22 protein-coding genes, 1 tRNA gene, 1 other RNA gene, 1 CRISPR repeat array and 1 other annotated feature are annotated in these 26,137 nt (G+C 44.1%); of the genes, 21 read left to right on the plus strand and 3 right to left on the minus strand.

What is annotated here, in order from left to right; genetic code table 11:
* Positions 1-6 precede the first annotated feature (6 nt).
* The 4 genes from cas4 to B5G33_RS03640 all read left to right on the plus strand — a co-directional run bounded on the left by cas4 (position 7) and on the right by B5G33_RS03640 (position 4,651).
* Positions 7-501 carry a CRISPR-associated protein Cas4 gene (gene cas4, locus B5G33_RS03625; protein WP_087416789.1) on the plus strand — a complete coding sequence of 165 codons (495 nt, stop codon included), beginning with the start codon at positions 7-9 and terminating at the stop codon, positions 499-501.
* A gap of 44 nt (positions 502-545) precedes the next feature.
* Positions 546-1,538, plus strand: coding sequence for a type I-B CRISPR-associated endonuclease Cas1b (gene cas1b, locus B5G33_RS03630; protein WP_087416790.1), 993 nt, complete (start codon positions 546-548; stop codon positions 1,536-1,538).
* Positions 1,539-1,550: 12 nt separating this feature from the next.
* The gene (gene cas2 / locus B5G33_RS03635; protein ID WP_087416791.1) at positions 1,551-1,829 is read left to right on the plus strand and encodes a CRISPR-associated endonuclease Cas2; all 279 of its coding nucleotides are present in this window, start codon (positions 1,551-1,553) and stop codon (positions 1,827-1,829) included.
* 177 nt (positions 1,830-2,006) lie between these two features.
* A CRISPR array of direct repeats spans positions 2,007-3,415; the repeat unit is 30 nt; unit sequence GATATAGTAGAAGCATAGTGGAATGTAAAG.
* A gap of 36 nt (positions 3,416-3,451) precedes the next feature.
* Positions 3,452-4,651 (plus strand): hypothetical protein, encoded by a 1,200-nt coding sequence (locus tag B5G33_RS03640; RefSeq protein WP_087416792.1) that lies wholly within the window; start codon positions 3,452-3,454, stop codon positions 4,649-4,651.
* Positions 4,652-4,787: 136 nt separating this feature from the next.
* On the opposite strand, the gene B5G33_RS03645 is transcribed toward B5G33_RS03640, so the two are convergent.
* Both B5G33_RS03645 and B5G33_RS03650 read right to left on the minus strand, forming a co-directional pair.
* Positions 4,788-4,861, minus strand: a tRNA-Pro gene (locus B5G33_RS03645).
* 39 nt (positions 4,862-4,900) lie between these two features.
* On the minus strand, positions 4,901-5,758 hold the full coding sequence (locus tag B5G33_RS03650; protein ID WP_087271191.1) for an AraC family transcriptional regulator: 858 nt from the start codon (positions 5,756-5,758) through the stop codon (positions 4,901-4,903).
* A gap of 245 nt (positions 5,759-6,003) precedes the next feature.
* Between B5G33_RS03650 and B5G33_RS03660 the strand changes: the two genes are divergently transcribed.
* From B5G33_RS03660 to queA, 17 genes are all read left to right on the plus strand, one after another.
* Entirely contained in the window at positions 6,004-7,056 is a 1,053-nt protein-coding gene (locus B5G33_RS03660) for a zinc-dependent alcohol dehydrogenase family protein (protein ID WP_087271184.1), read from the plus strand.
* 235 nt (positions 7,057-7,291) lie between these two features.
* Positions 7,292-7,672: a GntR family transcriptional regulator gene (locus tag B5G33_RS03665; RefSeq protein ID WP_087271181.1), complete on the plus strand. Its 381-nt coding sequence runs from the start codon at positions 7,292-7,294 to the stop codon at positions 7,670-7,672.
* Positions 7,665-8,546, plus strand: a complete 882-nt coding sequence (locus B5G33_RS03670) for an ATP-binding cassette domain-containing protein (protein WP_087416793.1) — start codon at positions 7,665-7,667, stop codon at positions 8,544-8,546. Before B5G33_RS03665 ends, B5G33_RS03670 begins: the two co-directional genes overlap by 8 nt.
* Position 8,547: 1 nt before the next feature.
* The gene (locus B5G33_RS03675; RefSeq protein ID WP_087271174.1) at positions 8,548-9,228 is read left to right on the plus strand and encodes a hypothetical protein; all 681 of its coding nucleotides are present in this window, start codon (positions 8,548-8,550) and stop codon (positions 9,226-9,228) included.
* 15 nt (positions 9,229-9,243) lie between these two features.
* Positions 9,244-9,951: a hypothetical protein gene (locus B5G33_RS03680; protein ID WP_087271171.1), complete on the plus strand. Its 708-nt coding sequence runs from the start codon at positions 9,244-9,246 to the stop codon at positions 9,949-9,951.
* A gap of 89 nt (positions 9,952-10,040) precedes the next feature.
* Positions 10,041-11,696: a 2-isopropylmalate synthase gene (locus tag B5G33_RS03685; RefSeq protein WP_087271168.1), complete on the plus strand. Its 1,656-nt coding sequence runs from the start codon at positions 10,041-10,043 to the stop codon at positions 11,694-11,696.
* Positions 11,697-11,760: 64 nt separating this feature from the next.
* Positions 11,761-12,612, plus strand: a complete 852-nt coding sequence (locus B5G33_RS03690; RefSeq protein WP_087271166.1) for a cell wall hydrolase — start codon at positions 11,761-11,763, stop codon at positions 12,610-12,612.
* A 16-nt stretch (positions 12,613-12,628) separates the two neighbouring features.
* On the plus strand, positions 12,629-14,119 hold the full coding sequence (gene thrC, locus B5G33_RS03695) for a threonine synthase (protein ID WP_087271163.1): 1,491 nt from the start codon (positions 12,629-12,631) through the stop codon (positions 14,117-14,119).
* A 74-nt stretch (positions 14,120-14,193) separates the two neighbouring features.
* Positions 14,194-15,018: an HD domain-containing protein gene (locus tag B5G33_RS03700; RefSeq protein ID WP_087416794.1), complete on the plus strand. Its 825-nt coding sequence runs from the start codon at positions 14,194-14,196 to the stop codon at positions 15,016-15,018.
* Positions 15,019-15,054: 36 nt separating this feature from the next.
* Positions 15,055-15,237, plus strand: a non-coding RNA gene (gene ssrS / locus B5G33_RS03705) — 6S RNA.
* A gap of 27 nt (positions 15,238-15,264) precedes the next feature.
* The gene (locus B5G33_RS03710) at positions 15,265-16,329 is read left to right on the plus strand and encodes an aldose epimerase family protein (protein ID WP_087416795.1); all 1,065 of its coding nucleotides are present in this window, start codon (positions 15,265-15,267) and stop codon (positions 16,327-16,329) included.
* A gap of 151 nt (positions 16,330-16,480) precedes the next feature.
* On the plus strand, positions 16,481-17,929 hold the full coding sequence (locus B5G33_RS03715) for a SpoIID/LytB domain-containing protein (protein ID WP_242974486.1): 1,449 nt from the start codon (positions 16,481-16,483) through the stop codon (positions 17,927-17,929).
* Positions 17,930-17,949: 20 nt separating this feature from the next.
* Positions 17,950-18,891, plus strand: coding sequence for a YihY/virulence factor BrkB family protein (locus tag B5G33_RS03720; protein WP_242971320.1), 942 nt, complete (start codon positions 17,950-17,952; stop codon positions 18,889-18,891).
* A gap of 40 nt (positions 18,892-18,931) precedes the next feature.
* Positions 18,932-19,154 (plus strand) — a binding site (T-box leader).
* A 272-nt stretch (positions 19,155-19,426) separates the two neighbouring features.
* Positions 19,427-20,446, plus strand: coding sequence for a phenylalanine--tRNA ligase subunit alpha (pheS, locus tag B5G33_RS03725; protein WP_087271149.1), 1,020 nt, complete (start codon positions 19,427-19,429; stop codon positions 20,444-20,446).
* A 14-nt stretch (positions 20,447-20,460) separates the two neighbouring features.
* A complete protein-coding gene (gene pheT / locus B5G33_RS03730; protein WP_087416797.1) occupies positions 20,461-22,878 on the plus strand; it encodes a phenylalanine--tRNA ligase subunit beta in 2,418 nt (805 codons plus the stop codon).
* Positions 22,879-22,921: 43 nt separating this feature from the next.
* A complete protein-coding gene (locus tag B5G33_RS03735) occupies positions 22,922-23,527 on the plus strand; it encodes a histidine phosphatase family protein (protein WP_087416798.1) in 606 nt (201 codons plus the stop codon).
* A gap of 149 nt (positions 23,528-23,676) precedes the next feature.
* Complete coding sequence (gene queA / locus B5G33_RS03740) at positions 23,677-24,702, plus strand: tRNA preQ1(34) S-adenosylmethionine ribosyltransferase-isomerase QueA (RefSeq protein ID WP_087416799.1); 1,026 nt, start codon at positions 23,677-23,679, stop codon at positions 24,700-24,702.
* Positions 24,703-24,790: 88 nt separating this feature from the next.
* On the opposite strand, the gene B5G33_RS03745 is transcribed toward queA, so the two are convergent.
* Positions 24,791-26,122, minus strand: a complete 1,332-nt coding sequence (locus tag B5G33_RS03745) for an MATE family efflux transporter (RefSeq protein WP_087416800.1) — start codon at positions 26,120-26,122, stop codon at positions 24,791-24,793.
* Positions 26,123-26,137: the final 15 nt, after the last annotated feature.

A 26,137-nucleotide genomic window follows, 5' to 3' on the forward strand; every position in this document is an offset into this window, starting at 1 on the left:
AGTATTATGGACAGAGAGATAACTGGTGTTATGGTATATTACAACGAAGTATGCCGGCGGAAACTGTGGTATTTCTATCATGGTATACAATTAGAGCAGGATAATGAGAATGTAAAAATAGGAAAGGTTCTTGATGAAGAAACTTATAAAAGGGATGAGAAACATATCAATATCGATAATGTTATTAATATTGATTTTATCCGTTCAAGCGGGATACTGCATGAGATCAAAAAGAGCCGCAAGATAGAAGCGGCAGGGATCCTTCAGGTAAAATACTACTTATATTATTTAAAACAAAAAGGAGTAGAGGGTATCACGGCGCGGATAGATTATCCTTTGTTGAAAAAATCACTGGAAGTTGAGTTGACGGATGAGGATGAAGCGGAGATCAAGACAAAGCTAGGGGAGATCAGAAAAATCGTAAACGCGGATATACCTCCCGAATTGAAGAAAAAGAATATTTGTAAATCGTGTGCATATTTTGCTCTTTGCTTTATTTAATAACGGTTATCAATAAGATGAAGTGAAAGGGGAAGGACAGTGCAATGAAAAGAAGTTACTATATTTACAATAACGGATCTTTGCGGCGAAAAGATAATACACTTACTTTTACAGATGAAAACGATGACAAAAGAGATCTTCCGATTGAACAGATCCATGATATTTATGTTATGTCTGAGATGACGTTTAATACCAGCCTGATCAATCTTCTTTCTCAGTATGGCATACCGGTACATTTTTTTAACTATTACAGTTTCTATACCGGCAGCTTTTATCCGAGAGAACGTTTAGTTTCTGGAAATCTTTTAGTCCGTCAGGTTGAGCATTATACGGACCATGAAAAACGAATGGAACTGGCGAAAGCATTTATAGAAGGTGCCTCATATAATATTTACCGCAACCTGCGTTATTATAATGGGAGGGGAAAAGATGTACAGTCGTATATGAATGAGATAGAAGATTTACGGAAACAGATCCCTAAAGCGCAGAGTATCCAGGAGTTGATGGGGTATGAAGGGAATATCAGGAAAATATATTACAGTGCCTGGCCGGTTATCATTGACCAGGAAATTGAGTTTGAGAAGAGGGTAAAAAATCCGCCTGACAATATGGTTAATACACTGATTTCTTTTGTGAATACGTTGATATATACAAAAATGCTGGGAGAAATTTATCAGACTCAGCTGAATCCAACTGTCAGTTATCTCCATGAACCAGGTGATAGAAGGTTTTCGTTAAGCCTTGATCTGGCAGAAATATTTAAACCAATTTTGGGAGACCGATTGATTTTTTCTCTTTTGAACAGGAAGCAGATTACAGAAAAAAATTTTACAAAGGGATTGAATTATCTGCATTTGTCTCAGAACGCTTCAAAAACGATCGTGGCGGAATTGGACGCAAAAATGCAGACCACGATAAAGCATAAAGCTCTAAATAAGACAGTTTCTTATCAATATTTAATGCGTCTGGAATGTTATAAACTGGTGAAACATCTTTTAGGGGAAAAGGTATATGAGCCTTTTGAAATATGGTGGTAGGCAGGGATTGCTATGTATGTGATATTAGTATATGATATAAAAAGTGACCAGAGCGGAGCGAAAGTACTGTCCAAGACGTTTAAAACCTGTAAGAAATATTTGATGCATATACAGAATTCTGTTTTTGAAGGAGAGATTTCTGAAGCGCAGCTTTTAAAATTGAAAATGGAACTTAATAAAGTGATTCGAGAGGACAGAGATTCATTGATTGTATTTAAATGTAGGAATGAGAAGTGGATTCCTAAGGAGTTTTGGGGTGTGGATGATGATAAGACAAGCAACTTTTTATGATTGTCGATCCTCAATAGCGAAAAATTGCTGGGAGATGGACAAAGATTGAAATATCAAGGGGAATTTATACTTTGTAAAGTGAAAGGTGGATAATTTTTGAAAAGAAATCAACGAGGAAAGGAGGTAGACAAAAAGTGTACCTGTATTGAAGAAAATAGAAGGGGAAAACAGGAACGGGATATAGTAGAAGCATAGTGGAATGTAAAGATACTCATACGTTAATCTGAAGAACAGTAATTCGGGATATAGTAGAAGCATAGTGGAATGTAAAGTGCTTATGCAGATGATGTGAAGGTGCTGAGAAAAGGATATAGTAGAAGCATAGTGGAATGTAAAGGTCTAATAGCTTAAACTGTGCAAATAAATCTGCTTCGATATAGTAGAAGCATAGTGGAATGTAAAGGGAACAAAGGTTGTAGCATTACTGCCGGTAAGAACTGATATAGTAGAAGCATAGTGGAATGTAAAGGAGCTGTTGCGGTGCAAAAGGATTATGCCGCCAGTCTGATATAGTAGAAGCATAGTGGAATGTAAAGATATAGCAGAGAGGCAGAAGCAAATCGAGGATTCCCGGATATAGTAGAAGCATAGTGGAATGTAAAGGAAGCAGAAGCTTTCTTCTGTGCTGAATCCGCCTTAGATATAGTAGAAGCATAGTGGAATGTAAAGCATGGATTTGATAAGGTATTACATCTATACGGTGGCGATATAGTAGAAGCATAGTGGAATGTAAAGGTATTCGACATTCTCCATATCTTTAAGCATATCGGATATAGTAGAAGCATAGTGGAATGTAAAGATAGAATATATCGTTGTTGACCCTTCTGCTGCCGGGTGATATAGTAGAAGCATAGTGGAATGTAAAGTTTTTTACAGCAGCTTCCGCTTCTGATCGGATATCGATATAGTAGAAGCATAGTGGAATGTAAAGTTTTATGTCCCATAGATAGTACCTCCTTATGCTACGATATAGTAGAAGCATAGTGGAATGTAAAGGCAAAAACTGTGGCGGTTAAGGCCCCTGTCACTAAGATATAGTAGAAGCATAGTGGAATGTAAAGCAGCAATTGAAAGGGGAATGACAACATGATGAATGGATATAGTAGAAGCATAGTGGAATGTAAAGAAGAAAAGGAAAGGGGTTGACTATTTTGATTAGAGGATATAGTAGAAGCATAGTGGAATGTAAAGGTGATCACAACATCATCTGTGCTGATTTCTGGGTCTGATATAGTAGAAGCATAGTGGAATGTAAAGCCTGGCACCGTGAGTCCTTATTATAGGGGAGGCCCCGATATAGTAGAAGCATAGTGGAATGTAAAGTTGGTAACGGTATATGTAGTCGTGCTGCCGTCTGTGTGATATAGTAGAAGCATAGTGGAATGTAAAGGCAATACGTCTGGTGCACATTTTAAGGCTGTCTGAGATATAGTAGAAGCATAGTGGAATGTAAAGTGTCTTCCGGCAACTCGATATTATCGAGTATTTCCGATATAGTAGAAGCATAGTGGAATGTAAAGATAACCGCAAGAGCGGGGAGCCTAGCAAGCTATGAAGATATAGTAGAAGCATAGTGGAATGTAAATTAAAGGTTTTGGAAAGAAACAAAGAAGGAGAAGAAGTTGAAAAAGAGGATTATATTACTGACCTGCTGTTTATTACTGGCAGTTTCAGGCTGCAGAAATCAGAGGACAGAGGGAGAAGAAAAAGAACAGGAGAATCAGAAAAGTCAGGAAGAAAATCAAGAACAGCCAGAAGAAACAAAAACAGAGAAAGAGATTCCTTCAGATGAAGAATTGTCTCTGCAGGAAAACTCTGAAACTCATATAGAAGTCAGTGATTATTTCCAGAACTTTCAGCAATTGGTTGATATACTGGGCATGGAGCATACAGAGGGATGGCAGCTTTCTGATACAGATTCCTATAAAAAAGACAATTTTTATCTAGAGTGGCTGGATGATGCTTTCAGTATGAAAGATGAGGGAACAGACTATGTTTCTTTATATGGGATTACAGTGGGAGATGATATGACTGAAGCAGATACAGCAATGAAAGAAAATGGTTGGATTACTTATTATACGAATGAAAATACTTCGGCCTATTTAACTACTATAAATGACCGGGCTTTTATGGCCTCCTTTGATGGCAATGAAGAGGGAAAGGTTACCCTTTGGTATTTGAACAATTGGCCTCAGGGGGAGGATATCTATGAAGTGCTCAATGGTCAGGCAACTGCAGAAGAAAGTGGTGATACGCAGGAAACGCCAGATGTCTCCTCGGAGTGGAAGCAGGCTTACATTGACTATATAAACAGCCATGGACAGTTTGAAATAAGCAAACTGGTAAATATAAATAATGATGAGATACCGGAATTATATATTAACTTCGGTACTACTGCCAGTGGCGATGTTTTGTGCAGTTATGCCGAAGGAACGGTGATTGAACAGCCTATGTACAACTACGGATTTTCTTATATAGAAGGGCAGAATCTGTTCAGGGATCTGGGCGGACATATGGATGTCTATTATGACAAAATATATACCATACAGGACGGCCAGTTCGCCCTGCTCTACAGTGGTGATTACGGCGCTGAAGATAATTCAAATGTACAACTTGATGAGTCTGGAATGCCGATTTATAACTACTACTGGAATGGAACCCAGGTATCTTCCCAGGAAGAATATATGACTCTGCTGAACCAGGTATATAATACAGAACAGGCAATTACGCCATATGACGGAGCTCAGTATGAAGATGGACGATACGTGGGAAATGGATTGTGTGATTATAATGAGATTATTGAGGCGATAAACAATTATTGAAGCTGATTAGAAAACCTTCAAACTGTTGTGAATGGATGGGGCAGTTTGAAGGTTTTTTGCTATTGAGAACTTTTGACGGCAAACACAAAAAAGGATTTTCAGCATTTCAAAAATACTGAAAATCCTTTTTTAAAAGTCGGGGCAACAGGATTTGAACCTGCGACCTCACGGCCCCCAGCCGTGCGCGCTACCAAGCTACGCCATACCCCGTGACCAACAAATGCTATTATACCAGAATTTTTTTAAAAATCAACACTTTTTTAGAAAATTTTTTGGACTGGAACCAAAGTATTTTCGAAAGGCCCCTGAAAAGTGTTCTGGAGAGGAGTATCCCAGGGCGTTGGATACGGAGGTGACAGTCTGGCCTGGCTGCCCCAGAAGGACCAGAGCCCGCTCCATACGGGCCTGAGTCCGCTTTTCCAGAAAGGTCTGTCCGTAAAACTCTTTCAGGAAACGTTCTGTCTGCCTGGTGCTTAAACCTAAGCGGCGGGACAGTTCCCTAAGACTCAGATTTTCATATTCATATAAAAAATAATCTTCTGCAATGACGGATTTTTGCAGGACCAGATTCTGAGGAGAAGAGGAATTTCCCTCACTGGCAGCGGACCGGGAACTGCGGATGCAGAGAATAAAAATCTGTTTGAGGAGGCCGCAGATGTATTCCCCATATCCAAAGGGCTTTTTCTCCAGCTCCTCTTTCAGCTCTTCTAAAAGAGGAAGCAGACAGGAGCCCTTTCTTTCCAGAATAAGATCCTGGGAGATCAGAGCAGACAGGATCGGCTTTTTTCCGCTAATGATACTGGGAAGGCAATGGTCTATATGGAAATAAAGGCAGAATTCCACCATGGGTTCTTTTTTGTGGGAAATCTCAGAATGTTCTATGTGAGGACCTGCCATATAAAAGGTTTCCGGAGCTGTGTGAAAATATCCATCTTTTAAATGGATCTCCCCCTTCCCAGAGACGATATAGTGCAGCTCATAGCAGCCGGCGCCATGGCTGTGAAAAGGTACATGGAGTACCTGACGGCAAAGGGCAATGGTAAGGACATGGACGGGGATATTTTCAACAGTGAAAGTAAAATCCAGATTCTGGAGCAGGGTGTTCATTTTATTTCCTCCTGACAGGGAATAACGTTGTTTTTAGTAATCCAACAGGCGGTTTCAGAAATTCTTCCGGTTTTCTTACAGTCTATCAGGAACAGAAGAGGACAGTCAAGAAAGAATATAAATAAACCTGCGAAAAGACGACATATTTTCTGAAAGCTGTCGCTGTTCTCTCTTAAAGAAACTTCATATAAACGTATAATAAAGATAAATAAAAACACAGAGAAAACACAGAGGAGGATTTTAAGATGGGTACAATGAAAGGTGCGATCCTGCCAGGCAACAGCACAGTGGAACTGAAAGATTTTGAAATTCCAAAGCCGGGATTCGGCCAGGTGCTGATAAAAACTATGGCATCTACTATCTGCGGCAGCGATATCCGCTGTATTTACCGGAAACATGTGGGAAAAGGACCGGAGGCTTATATCCCAGGAACCATTGCAGGTCATGAACCCTGCGGGCAGATCGTAGAGGAAGGCCAGGGACTGCGGCGGTTTAAGAAAGGAGACAGGGTCATTGTCTATCATATTTCCGGCTGTGGTGTCTGCCATGACTGCAGGAAGGGGTATTATATATCCTGCAAGAGTCAGTACAGAAGAGCTTATGGCTGGCAGAGAGACGGCGGTATGGCGCCCTATATCCTTGCAGAGGAAAAAGACCTGATCCCATTACCGGAACCGTTGACTTATAAGGACGGTGCTCAGGTAGCCTGCGGATTTGGAACCGTTTATGAAGCAATTGAGAAAATAGGAATTTCCGGAAATCATACAGTGCTGGTTACGGGACTGGGGCCAGTGGGGCTTGCAGCTTTAATGCTGGCCAGAGCTATGGGTGCAGATAAACTGATCGGTGTGGAGATAAATGACTACCGGATTAATCTGGCGAAAAAATTGGGACTTGCAGATTTGATCATTAAGCCGGGAGAGGGAGCTTTAGAAGAAATTCTGGAGGCTACAGGGGGACATGGAGCAGAGCGGGCTATTGATGCCAGCGCCAATGACCAGGCCCGGCAGCTTGCGGTCCGGGGAACCAGAGACTGGGGAAGGATTGCTTTTGTAGGGGAAGGAGGTACCAGCACCCTGAATCCCAGCCCGGATATGATCCATGGACAGAAAACTATTTATGGCTCTTGGGTAACTTCTCTCTGGAAAATGGAAGAACTGACAGAGCACCTGGTACGGTGGAACATTCATCCGGAAAAGCTGATCACTCATGAGTTTCCACTGGAGAAGGCCGGAGAGGCTTATGCCCTTATGGCAGGTGGAAACTGCGGCAAAGTTGCAGTTACTTTTGAAAAATAGACGGAAAAGGAGCCGGACACAGGCAAAAATAGAAACTCATACAGAAAACCGGAAAAGCAGGAAAAAATCTGTTTTTCCGGTTTTTCTATTGACTTTTTTAATGCTTAGTGATATGGTTAATTACACAAGTAATGAACCATATAAGCAATGAACTAAAAATGTAAAGCAAGATTCAGAGAAGAAACAAAAAAGAATTTATGGGTCCATAGACAGAATAGAAAGGATGTGAGAAATCTTGCAGGAACTTTTGAATCAGGAGAAATCGATTTATCTTCAGATTAAGGAAATGATTGAAAGAGATATCCTGAGGGATATTCTCCTGGAAGAGGAAAGAGTGCCCAGCACCAATGAGCTGGCGAAACTTTACGCCATTAATCCGGCCACAGCAGCTAAGGGCGTGAATCTTTTAGTAGACGAAGGTATTTTGTATAAGAAAAGGGGAATCGGTATGTTTGTAGCGGCAGGCGCCAAGGAGGCGATCCGAAAGAAAAGAAGGGAACATTTTTTTGAAGACTATGTAAAAGCCATGTTGGCAGAGGCAGCTAATCTGGGGATCAGCAAAGAGGAACTGATTGAAATGATCGCATGGAACCAGGGAGGGAAAGAAAATGAGTGAAAAAATTTTACAATGCAGGGGAATTGTCAAGGAATACAGGAAACAGGAAGTGCTCCACAATATAGACCTGACACTGGAGCAGGGGAAGATTTACGGCCTCATCGGAAGAAATGGCGCCGGGAAGACTACGCTGCTGTCTATTCTTTCCGCCCAGAATCCGGCCACTTCAGGAGATGTTCTTCTGAATGGAGAAAAGGTGTGGGAGAACTCCAGGGCCCTTGAGGAGATTTTCTTTTCCAGGGAAATCAGTCCCAATGCAGTGGGAGATTCCTCTGGTCTTAGGGTAAAGGATTATCTGGAAATGGCAGAGGCCTATCTGCCTAAATGGGATAAGAATATGGCAGAAGAATTAGTAGAACTGTTTCATCTGGATAAAAAGAAAAAGACATTGAAGCTGTCTAAGGGCATGCTTTCCATGCTTTCTATTGTGCTGGCACTGGCCAGCAAGGCGGAATTTACTTTTATGGACGAACCGGTTTCCGGCCTGGATGTAGTGGCCCGGGAACAGTTTTATAGACTCTTACTGGAAGAGTTTACAGAAAGCGGCAGGACTTTTGTTATCTCTACTCATATCATTGAGGAAGCGGCAGACCTGTTTGAGGAAGTAATCTTCCTCCATGAGGGAAGAATTCTTTTGAAAGAAAATACCCAGGAACTGCTGGAGCACAGTATCTATGTCAGCGGCAGAGCAGAGGAAGTAGATGAGGCAGTTAAAGGAAAAGAAATCCATCACCAGGAAATCTTAGGCAGGAGCAAAAGTGTTATGGTCAGGCTGAAAGAGGGAGAAACCCTGAACCAGACCCAGGGAATCACACTGCAGCCAATGAACCTTCAGAAGGTATTTGTTTCTTTGTGCGCCGGGGAGGAAGAGTGATATGAAGAGAGGTAAGAGAATCCTAAAAGTCGTATGGGAGAATGTCTGGGTGGGATCAGGTATGGTTTTCCTACTATGCATAGCACAGTTTTTCCGTCTTTCCCAGTGGAGCCTGGAAAGTGTGAAAGAAATTGCAGGCTCTATGTTTGCAGGGGGACTTGTCATAGTGTCAGCGGCTACTTTAATGCTTATGGTCTATTCCAGATATAGCGTATATGAACCTTTGAAAATTTTTATGGGATATACCAGAAAAAAATCATTTGAGGATATGCAGTTTGCCAAGCTGCTCAGCGCTCTTTTCATAGCCCTTATTTCCGCAGCGGCTGTTACGTTTGGAAGGTGGCCTTCTGTGAAAACAGAAGATTTGACCATGGTCTTCTGGGGCTTTGTGCTGATGATGCTGGTACAGGGAGCTATGGAGCTGCTGACAATCCTCTATCTAAAGACCAGAAAACAGTGGATCGTCTTGGCTGCTATAGTAGTTGCCTGCGCCGGTATCGGGGGATTTGTGGGTTATAACGTTATGGCCATCATAGATGCAGAGGATATCATTGAGATACAGATGTCGTTCTTGTTTTTACAGGAAAATCCGCTGCTCTGGCTGCTGGTTTTTATAGTAGTCTATCATCTTATGGAATACTTTTCCTGGAAGCTGTTGAAAAATCTGGAAATCCGCATATAGCAGGAGGTGGAGAGTATGTGGAAAAGCGTAAGAGCACTTTGGAAGATCAGGAAAAAGGAGTTTTATATCTATATTTCACTGACTGGAATAGTATGGATTTTTGGAAACCTGTTTACCGGAGCCATGAAAGCAGGGACGCAGCTGCCTGGGGCTCTGCCTTTCGCCACCATGCTGGCTGCTTTTGGAGGCATAATCATGTGCGTTATAGGCTTTGGCACAGAGGTATTCTATGGATATGATTTTTATTTGCGTTTTGGTCATACCAGAAAGGAATTTCTTTTTGTATCAGGCATTGTGACCTTTTTTCAGAGTCTGATCATGGTTGTGGAACTGAAGATTTTTCTGGAACTGGAAATGCTGATTTCTCATAGTCTCTTTTCCGGCTCTCCGGGGACCAGACAACTGGAGACTGCGATCAGTATTTTTTCAGATTATGTATCTATACCCTGGCTTCCAGTCTATGGGCTGCTGATCACAGGACTGTCCTGTGCAGGAGGGGCATTTATCCATCGGTTTCACACAAGAGGCGGCTGGATACTGGTCTTTTTATGGCTTCTGGCGGCTGGAGTACTGCCGAAGATTATTCAGACACCCTGGTTTCATGAAGCGGCAGGGAATATTCTGAAAACTGCCATGGTTATACAGTTGTTTTTCGGAGCGCTTATAGGAGGCGCACTGTATCTGGCAGGGGTATTTGGGCTTCGGAAAGCAGGCGTAAACTGAGTAAATTCCTCCAAAAGAATTGACGTTTTCACCGGAAAATGGTATCTTAATAAGAAGCTATTGTAAAGTGGAATGGGAGGAATTGAAGAATGAAAAATTGCGGTAAATACAAAAGGCAGTATTTTCTTCCCCCGGTGAAATGTTTGGACTGGGCTGAGAAAGACTATGTAGATCATGCACCGATCTGGTGCAGCGTGGATCTGCGGGATGGAAACCAGGCACTGGTGATCCCCATGAACCTGGAACAGAAGATTGAATTCTTCAAAATGCTGGTGAAAATCGGATTTAAGGAGATTGAGGTGGGATTTCCTGCCGCTTCTGAAACGGAATATACCTTCCTCCGTACTCTAATTGAAGAAAACCTGATTCCTGACGACGTGACCATCCAGGTACTGACTCAGGCCAGAGAGCATATTATCAAGAAAACTTTTGAAGCAGTAAAAGGAGCGAAGAATGTCATTGTACATGTGTACAATTCTACTTCTTTAGCCCAGAGAGAGCAGGTGTTTAGAAAATCCAAAGAAGAGATCAAGAAGATCGCTGTGGATGGAGCAGTTCTTCTGAAAGAACTTACAGAGGAGGCAGATGCAGACTACCGTTTTGAGTACAGCCCGGAAAGTTTTACAGGTACAGAGCCGGAGTATGCTCTGGAAGTATGCAATGCTGTATTAGATGTATGGCAGCCCACTGCAGACAGGAAAGCCATCATCAATCTGCCGGTTACGGTCCAGCACTCCATGCCTCATGTTTACGCCAGCCAGATTGAGTATATGTGCAAGAACCTGAAATACAGAGATAATGTAGTAGTATCCCTCCACCCTCATAATGACAGAGGCTGCGGTGTGGCCGATGCGGAGATGGGACTTCTGGCAGGAGCTGACAGGATTGAGGGAACCCTTTTTGGAAACGGTGAGAGAACAGGAAACGTAGATATTGTTACCCTGGCTCTGAATATGTATTCTCAAGGGGTGGAACCTAATTTGGACTTCAGCAACATGACACAGATCAGTGAGAAATATGAAGAATTTACCGGCATGAAGATCAACGAGAGAAGTCCATACAGCGGCGCTTTGGTATTTGCTGCATTCTCCGGTTCTCACCAGGATGCCATTGCAAAAGGTATGCACTGGCTGGAGGAGAAAAAGCCGGATCATTGGACTGTGCCATATCTTCCCATTGATCCGACAGACCTGGGAAGAAATTATGACGCAGATGTTATCCGTATCAACAGCCAGTCCGGCAAGGGCGGTGTGGGATATATCCTGGAGACCAAGTACGGTCTGAACCTGCCTGCCAAGATGAGAGAAGCCATGGGTTATACCGCTAAGGCTGTATCTGATCATACTCAGAAGGAACTGAAACCTGAGGAAATTTTTGAACTGTTTAAGAAGACTTTTGAGAATGTAAAATCTCCTCTGGATATCACAGAGGTGCATTTCCAGCAGAAAGAGGACGGGATCACTACCCAGGTGACCTCAGAGTTTAACGGAAGGTCCATTACCACAGAAGCTGCCGGAAATGGACGCCTCAATGCAGTGAGCAATGCCCTGAAGAAAGCTTATGATTTCCAGTATGACCTGGTAACTTATCAGGAGCATGCTCTGGAGCAGAGTTCCAGTTCCAAGGCTATCGCTTATGTGGGAATCCGGAAGCCAGATGGAAGTCTGGCCTGGGGCGCGGGAGTAGACCCCGATATTATCCGGGCTTCAATTGATGCTCTGGTGACAGCCATCAATAACAGATAATTAAAAAAATAAGAGAGACCTTTTGAAGGAATTGTGACAATAGAAAACAAAAGGAAAAAAGAGTATGAATATTATTTGTACAATTTTAGCCGGCATCCACTGTCTTATAGAGCGTGTGTCAGAATGGGCGGGGAGACGGAAAATATCCAAGAAAAGCAGGCGGGACAAAGCTGTTTTTGTAGTGGGAGCCATTGCTGTGGCAGCTATATCTTTTTCCTGTAATAGTGTTCATGCCCAGGGAAAGAATCAAGAAGAAACTCCGAAACAAAAGGAGGAACGGCAGGAAGAGGCTGACCCAGAGGAGGACGAGGTCTGCGGGCTGGGGTCCATTATCCAGGGCGTTCTGGCTGGACAGGAGGCCCAGTCGGAAGTGACGAAGGTGGGAACCTCCTTTGAAGTTGTCCTTGTAGGTCAGAGGGTAAGTAAGAGAGAACTGGATTCTCATCTGGATTTTGCAGAAAAAGGTTCAGAAAATCTGGAACTTTTGAAGAATGAGTCTATTGGCATGTCAGAACAACATCTGACTATGTCAGATGAAGATTATGAAACTCTTCTGAAAATCGTAGAGGCAGAAGCCGGAGGAGAAGATGATATAGGAAAAATCCTGGTGGCTAATGTAATCTTTAACCGGATAGAACATCCGGAGTTCCCATCTACGGTTACAGAAGTTGTGTGGCAGAATGTGGCGGGAAGCCCTCAGTTTTCGCCTACTGTAGACGGCAGGATCCATACAGTAACAGTGTCAGAGGAAACCAGAGAAGCAGTAAACAGGGCCATTGATGGGGAAGATTATTCCCAGGGAGCCTTGTATTTTGTAGAGGAATCTACTGCAGACCAGGATAATGTAAAATGGTTTAAAAGTGATCTGAAATATTTATTTAAGCATGGGGTTCATACGTTTTATAAATACCCCTAAAGAAAGGATACAGAACATGCAGGTATTATATAAGAGTACAAGAGGAACAGGAGAGAAGATTACAGCATCTCAGGCAATTCTGAAAGGACTGTCTGATGACGGAGGATTATTTGTACCGGACAATATCCCAAAACTGGATGTTGATCTGGATACTCTCTCAAAGATGGACTATCAGGAGATCGCCTATGAAGTTATGAGCCGTTTTCTGACAGATTTTACAGAGGAAGAGCTGAAATCCTGTATCGAGAATGCTTATGACAGCAAGTTTGATACAGAGGAGATCGTTCCCTTGGTAAAGAAAGGGAACACCTATATCATGGAGCTTTTCCATGGACCAACTATAGCTTTTAAGGATATGGCTCTGTCTATCCTGCCTCACCTGCTGACTACTGCTGCTAAGAAAAACCAGGTGAAGAATGAGATCGTGATCCTCACAGCTACATCAGGAGACACGGGAAAGGCTGCTATGGCAGGTTTTGCAGACGTACCGGGGACAAAGATTATTGTATTCTACCCGAAGAATGGCGTCAGCCCTGTTCAGGAGAAACAGATGGTGACCCAGAAAGGGGAAAATACTTATGTGGTGGGCATTACCGGAAACTTTGATGATGCCCAGTCCGGCGTAAAGAAAATGTTTAATGATAAAGAACTGGCAAAAGAGCTTGACCAGGCCGGGTATCAGTTTTCTTCTGCTAATTCTATCAATATCGGACGTCTGGTTCCTCAGGTGGCTTACTATGTCTATGCCTATGTGAAGCTGATGGAGAGAGGGGAGCTTCAAAAAGGAGAAGAGATCAATGTAGTAGTGCCTACTGGAAATTTTGGAAATATTCTGGCTGCCTATTATGCAAAACAGATGGGAATTCCCTATGGGAAATTTATCTGTGCTTCTAATGAAAACAAAGTATTGTTTGATTTCTTCCGCACAGGCTGCTATGACCGGAACAGAGACTTTATCCTTACATCCTCACCTTCTATGGATATCCTGATTTCCAGCAATCTGGAACGGCTGATCTACCGGATCGCAGGAGAAGACAGTGAGAAGAACCGGGAGCTGATGAACGAACTGACAGAAAAAGGCGTTTATCAGATTACTCCTCAGATGGAAGAAGGATTAAAGGAATTCTACGGAAATTATGCCACAGAGGAAGAAACTGCAGAGATCATCCGCAGATTTTATCAGGATAATCAGTATGTACTGGATACTCATACAGCTGTAGCAGCAGAGGTTTATGAGAAATATCTGACTGAAACAGGAGATGATAAGCCTGCAGTGATTGCTTCTACGGCAAGTCCGTATAAATTTACCAGAAGTGTTATGACTGCTATTGATAAAAAATATGGAGATATGGATGATTTTGCTCTGGCAGATGAACTGGAAAAGATTTCAGGAGTAAAGATTCCCAGAGCCATAGATGAAATCCGTACAGCGCCGGTGCGCCATAATACAGTGGCGGAAGCAGGAGAAATGCCGGAAGTGGTAAAGAAGATATTGAAGATCCAGTGACGGAAATGTTTGGAAAGAGAGATAGAATATTACCTTTCTCTTTTTAGGGGACAGAGAAAAAACGGAGGCACACCATGGGAAAAATTGACTTTGATCATGCCAAGCTGGAGTTTGAAAAATATCTTCGGAATTTTGACCTGGAAAATTCCAAAATCCGCTTAAAGCAGGAACATACTTTTGGCGTGGTAAAGGCGGCAGACTATATCTGCAGCAGGGAAGGAATGGGAGAAGAAGACAGAGAACTGGCTCTTCTCATTGCCCTTCTTCATGATATTGGAAGATTTGAACAGCTGAAAGTCTATAATAGTTATGATGACAATCGCTTTGACCATGCCATGTTTGGCGTCCGGCTGCTTTTTGAAGAAGGAGAGATTCGTAAATTTATTTTATCCGGAGATTATGATGATATCATCAGACAGGCCATTGCTTTTCACTCTTTGTATAGTCTTCCAGAAGTTCAGGACCCAAGGACCCTTCTCCACTGTAAGATTATCAGAGATGCAGATAAACTGGATAACTTCCGGGTAAAATCTGTGGACAGTCTGGAGGCTCATTTTGATCTTACCAGGGAAGAAATCCAGAGGGAAGGGGTTTCTGAGAATGTACTTCAGGCAGTGAGAGAGCACAGATGTGTGTATAGAGAAGAAAGAAAAACTCACCTTGATATGTGGATTTCCTATCTGGCTTTTATTTTCAATTTGAATTTTCCTTCCAGTTTCCGTTTCATCCAGGAAAATGATTATATAAATAGGTGTATTGACCGGATGGAGTATGAGGAAAAAAATACCAGAGAAGCCATGGAGGAAGTGCGGAAAATCTGCCTGGAATATGTACAGGAAAATAAGATCTGTGTAAAAACAAGGTTAAATTTCCCTGAGACAGATATGCATTTTTGTTGAAATAATCCATATACTAGAGTATAATAAAAATTAGAAAAAGTCCTGGGGTGTTCGACGCTCCCATTATTTTTGAACCTACATTACTTTAAACGGGATTCCTATATTGCCGGTTTCAATGTCAGGCCGTCATTATGCAGCGGAAGACAGCGCGCCGGTTGCGGTTGCCCACCTGGCTTAGGCTAGGAGTCAGAAGATGGGAAACGGCACTTTGGGACATTTATTTTTGTTCAAGGAGAAATACATATTATGGGGATCGTGAAAAAACCGTTTGGTAAAAGCCCGGACAACCGGGAAGTTTTTTTGTATGAAATTAAAAATGCCAATGGCATGAGTATAGGAGTCAGCGATTTTGGCGCGACTCTGGTAAATATTCTTGTGCCGGACAGAGATGGAAAAATGCTGGATGTAGCATTGGGCTATGACAGCGCAGAGGGATATTATGACAATTCCTGCCATTTCGGGGCGGTGATCGGAAGAAATGGAAATCGTATCGGAGGCGCCAGATTTACCTTAAATGGAAAGGAATACCAGCTGGCAGTCAACGATAATAAAAATAACCTTCACAGCGGACCGGACTGGTATCGTACCCGGATATGGGAGGTGAAGGCAGTAGATGAGGAAAAGAATTCCGTTGTCTTCGCTCTTTCCAGTCCAGATATGGACCAGGGATTTCCAGGCAATTTCCATACAGAGGTTACCTATACATTAACAGATGAGAATGAAGTGCAGATTCATTATGAAGGTGAAGCAGATCAGGATACCATCGTAAACATGACCAATCATTCCTATTTTAATTTGGCAGGACATGAGGCCGGCTCAGAAGCCCTGCTGGAACATAAAGTGCAGATTCTGGCTCCAGAGTACACACCTGTATCTGATTCAGAAGCTATCCCCACAGGAGAGATTGCTCCGGTAGAGGGAACGCCTATGGATTTCCGGGAGCCTAAGAAAATTGGACAAGATTTAGAGGCGGACTTTGAACAGCTGAAATTTGGCGGTGGATATGACCATAACTATGCCTTGACAAGAGAGAAAGGCTCCATGAGAAAAGCTGCCGTTGCGGAGTATGAGAAAAGCGGTATTGTCATGGAAGTATATACAGATCTTCCGGGCATGCAGTTTTATATCGGCAATTTTATTGATAATGAAAAAGGAAAAAATGGATGTGTTTATCAGAAACGGGGCGGATTCTGTATGGAAACACAGTACTATCCTGATGCCTGCAATCAGGCTTCTTTCCAGAGCTCTGTTTTGAAAGCCGGAGAAAAGTATGATACAACAACTGTATATAAGTTTTCTGTAAAAGCTTGATGCAGGAATTTAATTCCCGCGAGCAATGAGCCAATTGGGCTGTTTCGGGATTCCATAGCTTCTATGGGGTTCCGGACAGCTTTTTTCTTTGATGGGAAAGAGCAAAAGTGGGAGTGTTCTCACTTTTGAAAAAATTTCATATATTGGAAGTATGGACTGGAAAGATAAAATGAAATGGAAAATTTTAATCATACTGGCGGCTCTTGTGGGAATCTTGATCGTGTGGTGTGCAGGGAAAGCAGGTGAGGAGAGAGAAACTGCAGAATCTGAGATTTTAAAAGAGTTTGCTCTGAAAGAAAATGAATGGGCCAGTGCGGCTGAAGTGGTTTCTTCCCTGAAGGACAGTATTCAGGAGCTGGCCAATGATACCATTACAGAAGTGGCTGGGGCAGCAGAAACTGCCGGACAGAAAAATGCCGCCACTGAAGAAGAAAGACAGGAGCTGCCGATTCGAGTGCTGATCATGGACAATGGCTACAGCAGCTATTATCATGACGGGATTACAATAGAATTTCAGGGGACTTGCCAGGGCAGCGGCGGAGAAACCTATCAGACAGGGGACACTCTGGAACTTACAGGAGACAGCGCCCAGCTGGGAGAGGGGAGCTATACCCTCTCTCCCGGAGAAGATAAGGCCTGCATGAAGGTAATCTCTTTATCCAGAGGCCAGGGGGCGCCTTCTTATCGGGGAAGTCTGACTGTGTATCGGGATGAGAACGGTCTCAGACTGGTGAATACCCTTCCCCTGGAAGAATATCTTTATGGAGTGGTGCCCAGTGAAATGCCCGCCACTTATCCTGGAGAGGCACTGAAAGCCCAGGCGGTCTGTGCCAGGACTTATGCCTGTGTCCAGATGATGAACAGCTCCCTGGAAAATCTGGGAGCCCAGGTGGATGACAGTGTTTCTTACCAGGTATATCAGAACAGTGGAGAAGCGGAGGCTGCCAGCCAGGCAGTAAGGGAAACCGCCGGGGAAATTCTTTTAAATAATGGTTCCCCTATTAACGCATACTATTTTTCTACGTCTCATGGAAAGACCAGTACGGATCAGGTCTGGGCAGCCTCTGCCCCTTCTTCATATCTTCAAAGTGTGGAGTGCACCTATGACTCACAGGAACCTTGGTATCAATGGGAAGTGGACCTTTCTCTGGGAAAGATACTGGAAAATGTTCAGGGGATGTTTGAAGGCGTATCCTCTGTATCTGGAGTGGAGACAGGAGAAGAAGAAAATGACAGCGGTGTGCTGAAGCTGGTAATCCATACAGACCAGGGAGATAAGGAAATACATAGTGAATATGATATTCGGACGGCCCTTGCACCAAAAGGACTGTCTATTACCAGACAGGATGGTTCCCAGGTTATGGGAAGTTCTCTCCTTCCCAGCGCATATTTTACTCTCCAGGAGCTCAGAGATGAAAAGGGCGGCCTCACGGGTTATAAAGTCCTGGGAGGAGGATATGGTCATGGCGTTGGCATGAGCCAGAACGGTGCCAAAGGAATGGCGGATGCAGGGAAAAATTATCAGGAAATTCTGACTTATTTTTATAAAGATGTGGAAATTGGGAATATTAATGATATTGTAAAAGCCGGGGATTCGTGAAAAACAAAGGGGATGATGGTGTGGAAAAAATAAAAAAAGCGGTGAAATTTATACAGGGATTTGCAGTGAATTTAAGCGAAAAGCATATGTCGGCATATGCTGCTCAGGCTGCCTATTTTATTATTCTCTCCTTTATCCCTTTTATGCTCCTTCTCATGACTTCCATAAAGTATACGCCTCTGACCAGGGAAGAAGTAATCAATGTGGTAATGCAGGTTTTTCCTGAGAACTTTGAGGGATTTATCCGAGGGATTGTAGGAGAAGTTTATGCCAAATCTCTGGGTGTGGTGCCGATTTCTGCGTTGATTGCTCTCTGGTCTGCAGGAAAAGGAATCCAGGCGCTGACAAATGGATTTAATACTATCTATCAGGTACAGGAGACCCGTAATTTTATTGTTACCAGAATTCGCTCTGTAATTTATACACTGATTTTTGTAATCGCCATTGTCCTTACTTTGATACTTCAGGTATTTGGAAACAGTCTTCAGCGGGAACTGAGTAATAGGTTTCCTTTTCTGGATAGGCTGGTGACCACAATTATCAGTATGAGACTGCTGATTTCCCTTGGCCTCTTGTCCCTTGTGTTTCTGATGCTGTATAAATTCATTCCTAACCGAAAGGCTACATTTCGTAGCCAGCTGCCGGGAGCTGTGCTTTCTGCCGTATGCTGGTCAACCTTTTCTTTTTTCTTTTCTATTTATCTGGACTTTTTCAATAATGCGGCCAATATGTATGGAAGCATGACAACCATTGTATTGATTCTGCTGTGGATGTATTTCTGCATGATATTTGTAATGATCGGAGCCCAGGTAAACTATTATTTTGAAGAGCAGTTCCATTGGATACATCAGAGTGCAATAGAGGCTGTTCGGAAGGAGTACCAGCTTTTGACCAGGGAGGAGGATGAAGAAGAGACGAAGGAAGAGGAACAAGAAGAGAAGAAAGAAAAAAGAAATTCTTGACACAGACTGTCAAAATGGCTACAATAGGGTACAGACATAAACAAAGGCTGTGAAGGTGCCAGTAGATATTTATTTTCTGCCAGAGAGGGAGAGTCACCGGCTGAAAGCTTTCCTCAGTTCAGATAAATATTGAGTTTCACACCGGAGCCGCACTTCTGAAACCCAGTAGGTTGTGCCGTTGCTGTGCGTTAAACAGAAAAGAGTGCCTGCCGTTTACGGCGGGAACAAGGGTGGTACCACGGATATTTTGCTTCGTCCCTTTTGGGGACGGAGCTTTTTTATTCTATAGGAAAGTCCTCCGGACTGTCCTATAGAATAAAAAGCCCTCCGGGCAGGATGCACACGCCGCAATGAGGTATGTTACCGCTTTGCGGTATTGCGGCGGTGCGCAAAGTGTTCAAGTCCCTCAAGATTGAGGGGAGGGGGAGCTGAGGTGGGCTTGCCCACTTTGTTCTACGGCTGCGTTATAAAAAACTCCGTAAGTATTCCGCTGCAGCGGAGGGTATCAGTATCAAATTAAGAAAAGGAGATTATCATGGAAGAAAAGTTAAAGCAAATTCAGGAAGAAGCTGCGAGACAGATTCGGGAATCCGGAGCTCTGGATAAACTTAATGAAGTCCGTGTGGCGTTTTTAGGAAAAAAAGGTGAGCTGACAGCGGTTTTAAAAGGCATGAAGGATGTGGCTCCTGAAGACCGTCCAAAGGTAGGCCAGTGGGTCAATGAGGCCAGAGGGAAAATCGAAGCTCTCCTGGAAGAGACAAAGCAGAAGCTGGAGGCAGAAGCTCTGGAGCAGAAGCTGAGAGAAGAGGTTATTGATGTAACCCTTCCTGCAAAGAAAATGGAGGCGGGACACAGACATCCCAATACCATCGCCCTGGAAGAAGTAGAGAGAATCTTTATCGGTATGGGCTATGAGGTAGTGGAAGGCCCGGAAATCGAATATGATGAATACAACTTTGAGAAACTGAATATTCCAGAGGGACATCCTGCAAAGGATGAGCAGGATACCTTCTATATCACAAAGGACATCCTTCTCCGCACTCAGACCTCACCGGTACAGGCCAGAATTATGGAGCAGGGCAAGCTGCCTATCCGTATGATCTCCCCGGGACGTGTGTTCCGTTCAGACGAAGTAGACGCTACCCATTCCCCTTCTTTCCACCAGATCGAAGGACTGGTTATTGATAAAAATATTACCTTTGCTGACTTAAAGGGAACGCTGGAAGAGTTTGCAAAGGAACTTTTCGGACCAGAGACAAAGACAAAATTCCGTCCTCATCATTTCCCGTTTACAGAGCCCAGTGCAGAAGTGGATGTATCCTGCTTTAAGTGTGGAGGTAAAGGCTGCCGTTTCTGTAAAGGTTCCGGCTGGATTGAGATTCTGGGCTGCGGTATGGTACATCCTCATGTACTGGAAATGTGCGGCATTGATCCCAATGAGTACACCGGCTTTGCTTTCGGCGTAGGTCTGGAGCGTATTGCTCTGCTGAAATACGAAATTGACGACATGCGTTTATTATATGAGAATGACACAAGATTCTTACGTCAGTTCTAGGAGGAGAGAAGAGAATGAATACATCTTTATCATGGATTAAAAAATATGTGCCGGACCTGGATGTGACAGCCCAGGAATATACAGATGCCATGACTTTGTCAGGAACAAAGGTGGAAGGTTATGAGAAGCTGGACGCTGACCTGGACAAAATTGTCATTGGTCAGATTGAGAAGATCGAAAAGCACCCAGATGCAGACAAGCTCATTATCTGCCAGGTAAATATTGGAACAGAAACCATTCAGATCGTAACAGGAGCTCCTAATGTAAAAGAGGGAGACAAGGTTCCTGTAGTTTTGGAAGGCGGAAGAGTTGCAGGGGGACACGATGGTAAGAAGACTCCCGGCGGTATCCAGATCAAAGCTGGAAAATTAAGAGGCGTGGAGTCCTATGGAATGATGTGCTCCATTGAAGAGCTTGGCTCTACCAGAGAGTTTTATCCCGAAGCTCCGGAATATGGAATTTATATTTTCCCTGAAGACGCAGTAGTGGGAGAAAGCGCTATCCACGCTCTGGGACTGGACGACGTGATCTTTGAATATGAGATTACTTCCAACAGAGTGGACTGCTACAGTGTTATCGGTATTGCAAGAGAGGCTGCGGCAACTTTTAATAAAAAATTCGTTCCTCCTGTAGTTGAGGTAAAGGGAAACAGCGAAGACGCTCATGACTATGTAAAGGTTACTGTGGAAGATACAGAATTGTGCCCAAGATACTGTGCGAGAGTGGTAAAAAATGTAAAAATCGGACCTTCTCCAAAATGGATGCAGAGATGTCTGGCAGCCAACGGCATCCGCCCCATTAACAACCTGGTAGATATTACCAATTACGTTATGGAAGAGTTTGGACAGCCTATGCATGCCTATGACATGGATACAGTTGCAGGACAGGAAATCGTTGTCCGCCGGGCAAAGGACGGAGAAAAATTTGTGACCCTGGACGGCCAGGAGAGAACTCTGGATGATTCTGTGCTGATGATCTGCGACGGTGAAAAGCCTATCGGTCTGGCAGGTATCATGGGAGGAGAGAACTCTATGATCACAGACCACGTTTCCACTGTACTTTTTGAGGCAGCTAATTTCAACGGAGTAAATATCCGTCTTTCCAGCAAAAAGGTAGGGCTTCGTACAGACGCTTCCGGAAAGTTCGAGAAAGGTCTGGATCCCAATAATGCCCAGGCAGCTATTGACAGAGCCTGCCAGCTGGTGGAAGAATTCGGCTGCGGCGAAGTCGTAGGAGGAATGGTGGATGTATACACCACAAAGAAAGAGCCTGTACGGGTTCCTTTCGAGCCGGAGAAGATCAACAACCTTCTGGGTACAGAACTGTCCAAAGAGGAAATGCTGGAGTATTTTAACAGAGTAGAACTGGCATATGATGAGAAGACTAATGAAATCGTAGCGCCTACTTTCCGCCATGACATTTTCCGTACCGCAGACCTGGCAGAGGAAGTAGCAAGATTCTATGGTTATGATAATATTCCTACCACTCTTCCAAAGGGAGAGGCTACTACGGGAAAACTGCCTTTTGATCTGCGTATCCAGCAGACAGCCAGAGATATGGCAGAGTTCAACGGATTTTCTCAGGGATACTGCTATTCCTTTGAGAGCCCTAAAGTATTTGACAAGCTTCTGCTGCCCGCAGATGATCCTCACAGAAAGGCCATTGTGATCGCAAATCCTCTGGGAGAAGACTTCAGCATTATGCGTACCCTTTCCTTAAACGGTATGCTCACTTCTCTGGGAACTAACTACAAGAGAAGAAATAAGAATGTCCGCCTGTATGAGATGGGAAATATCTATATTCCAAAGGCTCTTCCATTAACAGAGCTGCCTGATGAGAGAATGATCTTTACTCTGGGTATGTACGGGGATGGAGATTTCTATACCATGAAAGGCGTGGTAGAGGAATTCCTGGATAAGATCGGTATGAGCAGCAAGGAAGACTATAACCCCAATGCAGGAAAGACCTTCCTTCATCCGGGACGCCAGGCAAATATTGTCTATGAAGGAACTGTTATCGGTTATATGGGAGAGGTGCATCCTACTGTTGCAGCCTCCTATGGAATTGGCGACAGAGCTTATGTAGCTGTGCTGGATATGCCCTCTATCATGAAGTTTGCTACCTTTGACAGAAAGTATGAAGGAATCGCAAAATTCCCTGCAGTGAGCCGCGATATCAGTATGGTGGTGCCGAAAAATATTCTGGCAGGCCAGATTGAGCATATCATTGCCCAGAGGGGAGGCAAGATCCTGGAGAGCTATGAACTTTTCGATATTTATGAAGGAAGCCAGATCCAGGAGGGCTATAAGTCTATGGCCTACTCTGTAACCTTCAGAGCTAAGGACAGGACTTTGGAAGATGCCGATGTAAATGCAGCTATGAAGAAAATCCTGAATGGTCTGGAAGGACTGGGAATCGAGCTGAGAAAATAAAAACGGACTGAGATGCAGCCGGGCATAAAAGGAGTATGTATAAGTGAAGATTTATATTGTACGACATGGAGAAACCTGCTGGAATGTCCAGAGGCGGCTTCAGGGCGCTTCAGACACAGAACTAAATGAAAAAGGGACAGCCCTGGCTGAGATTACGGGAAAGGCACTGAAAGAGGTGCCTTTTTCCTGCTGTTTCACCAGCCCCTTAAAAAGAGCAAGGGACACGGCCAAGCTGGTGCTGGGAGAACGGGAAATCCCTATTTATGATGACGAAAGGATCCGGGAGATTTCCTTCGGCGTATGGGAGGGGAAGGACTCCGCCCTTCTTCCCCAGGAAATGCTGGACAACTTTTTCCATCACCCGGAAAAGTATATTCCCCCGGAAGGAGGAGAACCCCTGCCTCATATTCTTCAGAGAACAAAGGACTTCTGGAAGGACATTACCTCCCGAAAAGAACTTCAGGACAAGACGGTGCTTATCGCATCCCATGGCTGTGCCATACGGGCCCTTCTCCACAATGTATATAAGGAAGAAGGGCTGGAAAATTACTGGCATGGGAAAGTGCCGCCTAACTGCTGTGTGAACATAGTGGAAGTCCGGGAAGGAAAGGCAGCGCTGCTGGAGGAAGATAAGGTGTATTATCATTGAACTGCTTGACAAATCCTGCCTGATGATATATAACAAGACATTGCAGACCAGAGCAGAAACTGCCAAAACAGGGACTGATGTCCCAGGTTAGAATACAGCGGCAGGAAAACTCTTTTGGTCTCAGAGTATTTGGAAGATAGGAATAGATTATGAAAACATCAGATTTTTATTATGACCTGCCGGAGGAGCTGATCGCCCAGGACCCTCTTGCAGACAGGTCCTCCTCCAGGCTCATGCACCTGGATAAGAAAACAGGAGAAATTACCCATACAGACTTTAAGCATGTGATTGATTACCTGAATCCGGGAGACTGCCTGGTAATCAATGATACAAAGGTAATCCCTGCCCGGCTTTATGGAAGCAAGATCGGCACAGAGGCCGGCATAGAAATCCTGCTTTTAAAGAGAAAGGGAGACAATATCTGGGAGACTCTGGTAAAACCGGGGAAAAAGGCGAAAGTGGGAACCAGGATCAGTTTTGGCGATGGCCTTCTGATCGGAGAGGTTATTGATATCGTAGAGGAAGGAAACCGTTTGATCCGCTTTGAATATGAGGGGATTTTCGAGGAAATCCTGGATAAGCTGGGAGAGATGCCTCTGCCTCCTTATATCACCCATAAGCTTCAGGATAAAAACCGGTATCAGACGGTCTATGCAAAACATGAGGGCAGTGCGGCAGCTCCCACAGCAGGCCTTCATTTTACTCAGGAACTTCTTCACCAGATAGAGGAAAAGGGTGTGAAGATTGCTCATGTAACCCTTCATGTAGGGTTGGGAACTTTTCGTCCGGTAAAGGTAGACGATGTAGAAAGCCACCATATGCACTCGGAATTTTATGTGGTGGAAGAAGACCAGGCGAAGCTGATCAATGATACGAAGAAGGCGGGAAAAAGAGTTATTTCTGTAGGAACCACAAGCTGCAGGACCCTGGAATCTGCTACAGATGAGAATGGAATCCTTCAGGCTAAGAGCGGCTGGACGGAAATTTTTATTTATCCGGGATATCAGTTTAAGATGATTGATGCTCTGATCACTAATTTCCATCTGCCGGAATCCACCCTTTTGATGCTGGTGTCTGCACTGGCAGGAAAGGAACATATCCTGGCGGCCTATGAAGAGGCAGTGAAGGAAAGGTATCGGTTCTTTAGCTTTGGAGATGCTATGATTATTGAATAAGAACAGACAGAACCCCGGAAATGCTGATAAAATGGGCATTTCCGGGGGTTGTTTTATGCCATAGCGTCTTTTACGCAAGCAGCTGATGTTAATGGCTCCTGACTGCTCTGCGGTAGATAAACACAGAAATCACCCCGGTCACAGCTTCTGCAATCCAGAATGCATTCCAGACTCCTGCAGGACCAAAAGCTCTGCCAAGGAGGAAAGCAGCGGGGATAATGATCACCACATAGCGGAGCAGGGAGATAATGAGAGAAGGGGTTCCCTTTCCCAGGCCTTCCAGGGCGCCGCAGGAGGTGATGGATAAGGTGGAGACAAGGAAACCTCCGCTGATGATCCGAAGGGCCAGGCTTCCTGCTTCTATAGTCTGAGGATTTTCTGTAAACAGTCCCATAAGCTGATCAGGGATCAGAAGACAGATGACGGTTCCGATAACCATGATACAGCCGTCAATAGCCAGGGTAGTGAGATAAATTTTATTTACTCTGTGATATTCCTTTGCACCGTAATTATACCCTACCAGAGGCCGGATCCCCTGGATGATGCCGTTGGCAGGAAGATATAAAAAAGTCTGGAGCTTATAGTAAATTCCCAGGATCGTTACATAAATCTGGGAAAAAGAAGTCAGAATCACATTCAGGGAGGCAATCAGCAGGGATGGAAGGGCGATGTTCAGAGAAGCCGGAATGCCAATGGAATATAACCGGGCCGTAAGCCCCTTTTCCCTCACCAGATGCTGAATCCCGATATGGAGAGGAAGGGTCCCTGAAAAATAGACTCCCAGATAGATCACAAGGGATACTACCTGTCCCAGCCCGGTGGCCAGGGCTGCTCCTTCGATTCCCATTTCCGGGCAGGGACCAAGGCCGAAGATCATGATGGGATCCAGGATAATATTAGTGATACATCCAGCCATAAGACTGACCATACTGACGGTCATCTGGCCGGTAGACTGGAAGATTTTTTCAAAAGAAATCCCCAGAGTAATTATGGGAGAAAAGGCAAATACGATCATGGAATAGCGCATGCCCAGATCAAAGAGAGAAGCCTGGGAAGTAAACATCCGGAGAAAGGCAGGCATTAGGGCAATGGATCCAACAGCCAGCAGCAATCCATGGAACAGAGCCAGAACAAGTCCCCAGGTAGCCGCCCGGTTGGCCTTTTCTTTTTCCGAAGCGCCCAGATAAAATGCAATGACGGCATTGATCCCTACGCCAAAACCAATGGCGATGGCATTGATAAAGTTCTGGACAGGATAGACCAGGGATAGGGCCGTCATGGCGTCTTCGCTGATCTTTGCCACAAAAAAACTGTCTACAATATTGTACAGAGAATTCACCAGCATAGAGATCATCATAGGAAATCCCATGGATAAGATCAGAGAGAATACTGGTTTTTCCTTCATAAAAGTTTCGTTCATTTTTCTTATCACTCC

The organism is Blautia sp. An81, assembly GCF_002161285.1.
GTDB lineage: Bacteria > Bacillota > Clostridia > Lachnospirales > Lachnospiraceae > Blautia > Blautia ornithocaccae.